5 protein-coding genes are annotated in these 4,469 nt (G+C 61.1%); 2 read left to right on the top strand and 3 right to left on the bottom strand.

Annotated elements, in window-relative coordinates; translation table 11 throughout:
• The coding region (locus ACFFAR_RS25680) for an ABC transporter ATP-binding protein (RefSeq protein WP_375508700.1) at positions 1–590 on the top strand (590 nt) is incomplete at its 5' end.
• Positions 591–636: 46 nt separating this feature from the next.
• On the opposite strand, the gene ACFFAR_RS25675 is transcribed toward ACFFAR_RS25680, so the two are convergent.
• From ACFFAR_RS25675 to ACFFAR_RS25665, 3 genes are all read right to left on the bottom strand, one after another.
• On the bottom strand, positions 637–1,065 hold the full coding sequence (locus ACFFAR_RS25675) for a GNAT family acetyltransferase (RefSeq protein ID WP_062169438.1): 429 nt from the start codon (positions 1,063–1,065) through the stop codon (positions 637–639).
• Positions 1,062–2,246: an acetylornithine transaminase gene (locus ACFFAR_RS25670; protein WP_061998742.1), complete on the bottom strand. Its 1,185-nt coding sequence runs from the start codon at positions 2,244–2,246 to the stop codon at positions 1,062–1,064. The genes ACFFAR_RS25675 and ACFFAR_RS25670 overlap by 4 nt, the downstream gene beginning before the upstream one ends.
• 300 nt (positions 2,247–2,546) lie before the next feature.
• Positions 2,547–3,578, bottom strand: a complete 1,032-nt coding sequence (locus ACFFAR_RS25665; RefSeq protein ID WP_174364698.1) for a 2Fe-2S iron-sulfur cluster-binding protein — start codon at positions 3,576–3,578, stop codon at positions 2,547–2,549.
• 59 nt (positions 3,579–3,637) lie between these two features.
• On the opposite strand from ACFFAR_RS25665, the gene ACFFAR_RS25660 reads away from it, so the two are divergent.
• The coding region (locus tag ACFFAR_RS25660) for an NAD-dependent epimerase/dehydratase family protein (RefSeq protein ID WP_375508699.1) at positions 3,638–4,469 on the top strand (832 nt) is incomplete at its 3' end.

Raw genomic sequence — 4,469 nt, 5'->3', positions numbered from 1 at the left:
GCAAGACGACCACGATGAAAGCCATCACGGGTCTGAAGCCGTATTCGGCGGGCGACATTGAATACATGGGCAAGTCCATCAAGGGCGTGCCCTCGCATGAGTTGCTCAAGCGCGGTCTCGCGATGGTGCCGGAAGGCCGCGGCATCTTCGCGCGCATGTCGATTCTGGAAAATATGCAGATGGGCGCGTACTTGCGCAACGACAGTGACGAGATTCAGAAGGACACTGATCGCATGTTCGGTTTCTTCCCTCGCCTGAAGGAACGTGCGGCGCAATATGCGGGCACGTTGTCGGGCGGCGAGCAGCAGATGCTGGCGATGGCGCGCGCGTTGTTGTCGCGCCCGAAACTGCTCTTGCTCGATGAGCCGTCAATGGGTCTCTCCCCAATCATGGTCGAGAAGATTTTCGAAGTGGTGCGCGAGATTTCTTCTGAAGGCCTGACCGTGTTGCTGGTCGAGCAGAACGCACGGCTTGCGTTGCAGGCGGCGAATCGTGGCTACGTGATGGATTCGGGTCTCGTCACCATGTCCGGCGACGCCAAGACCATGCTCGATGATCCGAAGGTTCGCGCGGCTTACCTGGGCGAATGACGCGTTGTTGATAAAACCGCATGCCTTCATCAGGCATGCGGTTTTTTTACGCCTGAAGCCGTTTGCCGAGGCTCACGACTTCGTCCATGTGATACCCGAGCTTTGCATAGAACGCCCGCGTCTCCGGCTTGTTCGCCATGATCTGCAGATTGAGCTTCGGACATCCAAGCGATGCAAGCGCTCGTTCCGCATGTTCGACCAGCGCCCGCCCGTAGCCGTTCCCGCGCTGATCCTCGGCGACCGCGAGCGAATAAAGCCATCCGCGATGTCCGTCGTAGCCCGTCATCACCGTCCCGATCACGCGCTCGCCCAGCACGCCGACGAAGAATAGTTCGGGTTGCATGGCCAGCTTGTTTCGTATCGATAAACGCGGGTCCCGCTGCGGTTTTCCCGGTACCGCATACTCCGGAAAAACCTCCGACCAGAGCGCGAGCACGGCGTCCGTGTCGCGCTCATCGAAAACGCGGATGATCACAGCTTGTCGAGGATGGAGCGCAGCATCGACAACATCTGGTCGATCTCGTCCTTCGTCACGTTCAGCGCCGGCATGAAGCGCAACAGGTTCGGGCGGGCGGCGTTCAGCAGCAAACCGTCCGGACCCATGTCGCGCGCCATTTCGACGATTTTCGGGCCGTTGTCGTTGTTCAGCAGCAGCGCGCGCAGTAATCCTTCGCCGCGTTCACCGTTAAAGCCGCGTTCCTCCGAAAGCTGCAGCAACTGCGCTTTCAGATACTCGCCGCGTTCACGCACGCCTTCGAGGAAACCCGGCGCCGTCAGTTGCGAGATCACCGAAAAACCCACGGCTGTGGTCAACGGATTGCCGTTGTACGTGCCGCCCTGATCGCCCGGTTCGAAGCATGCGACTTCCTTGGTCGACAGCAACGCCGCCAACGGCACGCCGCCGCCGATACCTTTGCCCAGCGTCATGATGTCCGGCTCCACGCCCGACAATTCATACGCGAACAACGTGCCGGCGCGGCCGCAACCGCTTTGCACTTCGTCGACGATCATCAGCAGGTTGTGCTTCTTCGTCAGCTCGCGCAACGCCTGCATGAACTCGCGCGTGGCCGGGATCACGCCGCCTTCGCCCTGGATGGGTTCGAGCATGACGCCGACGGTTTTATCGGTGATGAGTTTTTCAACCGATGCAATGTCGTTCAGATCGGCCTTCGGAAAGCCTGGCACTTGCGGTGCGTAAATGGTGTCCCAACCCGGTTTGCCCGATGCCGACATGGTCGCGAGCGTGCGCCCGTGGAAGCTGTGGTCGAAGGTGATGATCTCGTACGCGCCGCCCTTGAACTTCTTGCCCCACTTGCGCGCGAGCTTGATCGCGCCTTCGTTGGCTTCGGCGCCGCTGTTGGCAAAGAACACTTTGTCGAAGCAGCTATTGGCGCTCAGCAATCCGGCGAGCTGGGCCATGGGCGCGTTGTAGAACGCCGGCGACGGGTTGATCAGCGTGCGCGCCTGCTTGTTCAGGGCTTCGATCATGCCGTCGTTGCAATGGCCGAGACTGTTCACGGCCCAGCCCTGGATGAAATCCAGGTATCGCTTCTCGTTGTTGTCGTAGAGCCATGAACCCTTGCCGTGCGTGAACACGATCTCGGGACGGTTCGTGATGAACATCAACGATTCGACGGGATACTCTTGGAAATTCATGACGGCGGGCTCCACAAAAACAGCAAAGGAAAAAAGCGGCGAAGTTCAAGACGGCACCAGAAATGCAAAAAGCCACGGATGTCCGTGGCTTCATGGTGGCGAAATGTGCGCAGGCTTGAAATCAAGCGCCAATCCGTGACGAGCCAGCGGCATCCCTAAGGGAGCGGCGAGCGGCGACGTCGAAGATTGGTCTGGAGGCTGAGCATCTGCGAAGAATACGATAGGAAGTTCCTGCATGTAAACCGTGACGGCCGATTTTTATCGAACCGTCACGTCCTGGACCTTGACGAACAGACCCGATCAGACCGGATTCGCGAGATCGGCCGCGCTGGTGAACGAGTCGGCGAAGAATTCGTCCTCCGGCAAGCGGTGATGATTCGTGAAGTCGCGTTGCGCCGATTCCACCATCACCGGCGCGCCACATGCGTAAACCTGGTACGCGCTCAAGTCTGGCAGATCTTCAATGACAGCACGATGAACAAAGCCGGTCCGGCCGGTCCATGCATCGGTTTCATCGGGTTCTGACAAAACCGGAACGAACGAGAAGTTCGGCACTTCTTTCGCCCATTGTTCGGCGAGATCCATCATGTACAGGTCCTGCTTGCGGCGCCCGCCCCAATAAAGCGTCATGGGACGGTTCAGGTTCTTGAACACCGCATGCTCGATGATCGCCTTGATCGGCGCAAAGCCCGTACCGGAGGCGAGCAGGACGATCGGCTTCTCGGAATCTTCGCGCAGGAAGAACGTGCCGAGCGGGCCTTCGAAGCGCAGGATGTCACGCTCTTTCATGTTGCCGAACACGTGGTCCGTGAACGTGCCGCCGGGCATGTGACGGATATGCAGCTCGATCGGGCCTTCATGGTGCGGCGGGCTTGCCATCGAATAACTGCGGCGCTTGCCGTCCTTCAGAATGAATTCGATGTACTGCCCGGCCAGATACTGCAGCCGTTCGTTCGCGGGCAACTGCAGCTTCAGCTCCACGACATCGGTGCCCTTGCGCTCGAGCGCGTTCACGCGGCAGGGCAGCTTCTTGACCTGGATATCGCCTACGCCGGCGACTTCGCGCACGTCGACCACGAGATCGCCCTTGGGCGTCGCACAGCAGAGCAGCGCCATGCCGCGGGTTTTTTCATCGTTGGACAAGGCCGACGACGAATGCGGCGCTTGCTCCACTTCGCCGGACACGACCGTGCCCTTGCACGAACCGCAGGCTCCGTTCTTGCAACCGTAAGGAAGTCCGATGCCCTGGCGCAGCGCTGCGAGTAGCACCGCTTCGTCAGGTTCTACCTGAAACTGCCGGCCGCTTTGCCGGAGCGTAACGTTGAAAGCCATAGATCCTGGATGAGTTGGATGAAACAAAAGCCAAACCGCTCGCGGCTACAATCGACAGCATGATCGCCACTCGAAAACTTCGCCGCGCGCGCGTGCTGATTGCCGGTTGCGGCGATGTCGGCATGCGCTGCGTGCCGCTACTCGCCCAACGTGCCGCCGCGCCCCGCGTGATCGCGTTGTCGAGCCAGCCCGCACGCGCCGCCGAACTGCGTGCAGCCGGAACGACGCCGCTCATTGGCAATCTCGACGATCGCCGCAGCCTGCGCCGCCTCGCCGGGCTTGCCTCGACGGTCCTGCATCTCGCACCGCCCCAAAAATCCGGCGATGACGACTTGCGCACCCGCGCACTGATCGCAGCATTAAGTGCGCCGCGACGTTCCGTGGCACGGGTTGCGACCACAGCGGTGGCCCGCCAACGAGCATGGCGCGGCTGGTTTCGTGCGACCTTTGAGCGCGGTGCGGGAGCCACAAAAAGAGCGTCCATTGTACCCGAGCGGGTTTCGGATTCCCCTGCGCGCGGCCGGCCGATACGCGTGGTTTACGCGAGCACGTCCGGTGTTTATGGCGATTGCGGCGGGGCCTGGATCGATGAAACCCGTCCCGTGCGGCCGGACAACGGGCGGGCGAAACGGCGGGTATCGGCGGAAACGCAATTGCGCGGTGCGACCCGGCGCGGTGTGATGAGTGCATCGATTGTGCGGATTCCCGGGATCTACGCCGGCAACCGCCTGCCGTTGGCACGGCTGCAGAAGGGAACGCCGGCCCTGGCGCCTGCCGACGATGTCTACACGAACCATATCCACGCCGACGATCTCGCCGCCATTCTCGTGCTCGCGATCCGGCGGGCGCTGCCGCAGCGCGTGGTGCATGCATCGGACGATAGCGACTTAC

The sequence above is a fragment of the uncultured Caballeronia sp. genome (assembly GCF_964243625.1).
Taxonomy (GTDB): domain Bacteria; phylum Pseudomonadota; class Gammaproteobacteria; order Burkholderiales; family Burkholderiaceae; genus Caballeronia.
Note: the sequence above shows the minus strand (reverse complement) of the source record. Positions and strands in the feature narration are given on the sequence as shown.

What these genes read in the sequence shown, in the direction of transcription:
- ACFFAR_RS25670 (WP_061998742.1), bottom strand. Translation starts at nt 2,246, where the DNA reads ATGAATTTCCAAGAGTATCCCGTCGAATCGTTGATGTTCATCACGAAC.
- ACFFAR_RS25665 (WP_174364698.1), bottom strand. Translation starts at nt 3,578, where the DNA reads ATGGCTTTCAACGTTACGCTCCGGCAAAGCGGCCGGCAGTTTCAGGTA.